General features: G+C 34.9%; 2 protein-coding genes. Both read right to left on the bottom strand.

Going from position 1 to position 1,179, the window contains the following annotated elements:
• Positions 1–23: 23 nt before the first annotated feature.
• The gene (rimM, locus tag DIU01_RS14645) at positions 24–548 is read right to left on the bottom strand and encodes a ribosome maturation factor RimM (protein ID WP_290835735.1); all 525 of its coding nucleotides are present in this window, start codon (positions 546–548) and stop codon (positions 24–26) included.
• Between the two features lie 12 nt (positions 549–560).
• Positions 561–1,118: a 30S ribosomal protein S16 gene (locus DIU01_RS14650; RefSeq protein ID WP_290835737.1), complete on the bottom strand. Its 558-nt coding sequence runs from the start codon at positions 1,116–1,118 to the stop codon at positions 561–563.
• Positions 1,119–1,179: the final 61 nt, after the last annotated feature.

Raw genomic sequence — 1,179 nt, forward strand, 5'->3', positions numbered from 1 at the left:
GAATTTAAAATATTGGAATTTCCCTAAAGGTACATTTCCACCAATCCTTCCGGCAAATCCATAATAACTTTCTTGTTCTCTCTATCGATTTTAACCAAAAACTGATCAATCATTGGAACAAGAATTTCTACAGAACCATTCACAACTTCAAATAAAGGTTGTGCCGAAGAATCATTGATAGAAACAATCTTTCCGAAAACACCCAAGCGTTTGTCTTCAATTTCAAAACCAATAACTTCGTGAAAATAAAATTTGTTGCCTTCGAGTTTAGGCAACATCGAAATAGGAAGATAGACTTCCGAGCCAATTATTTCGTCGGCTTGTTCTTCATTGTCAACATCTTCAAATTTAACTCTAAGAAAGTCATTCTTGTGAAGAGAAGAATTTTCAATAAAATATGGAATCAAATTTTTGTTGAATTCAACAAAAATCGATTCCATATTTTCATATAACTCAGGTTCGTCAGTATCTAAATAGATAAGAACTTCACCTTTGAAACTAAATTTCTTCGCGATTTTGCCTAGATAGAAACAATCTTCTTTACGCATTATCGCTAGGTATTAAGCTTCTGTTTCTTCGCTAGCTTCTTCAGCAGCTGGAGTTTCAGCATCGGCAACAACTTCAGCAGTTTCTTCAACAACTTCTTCTGTTACTTCATTAGCTTTTGCAGCTTCAGCAGCAGCATTTACTCTTTTTTCGTTTGCAGCTTGTTCAGCTTTCAACGCTTTAGCTTTAGCTTCAGCTTGTTTTTTAGTCAATCCTTCTTTTTTAGCATCAACTTTTCCAGCTTTTTCTTCAATCCAAGCAGTTAATTTTGCATCAGCTTGTTCTTGAGTTAAAGCACCTTTACGAACTCCTCCATCAAGGTGGTGTTTCAATAAAGCACCTTTGTAAGAAAGAATTGCTCTTGCAGTATCTGTTGGTTGAGCTCCATTGTGTAACCATTGAACAGCTTGGTCAAGGTTTAAATCAATAGTAGCAGGATTTGTGTTTGGATTGTAAGTTCCTAATTTTTCTAAGAATTTACCATCTCTTTTTGCGCGAGCATCTGCCGCTACGATCCAGTAAAAAGGTTTTTGTTTTTTACCGTGTCTTTGTAATCTAATTTTTACTGACATAATCTTTTGATTAAATTTTGAGGTTCTCGACCTCGATTAATTAAGGGTGCAAAGATATAAA

The organism is Flavobacterium sp., from assembly GCF_003525665.1.
GTDB lineage: Bacteria > Bacteroidota > Bacteroidia > Flavobacteriales > Flavobacteriaceae > Flavobacterium.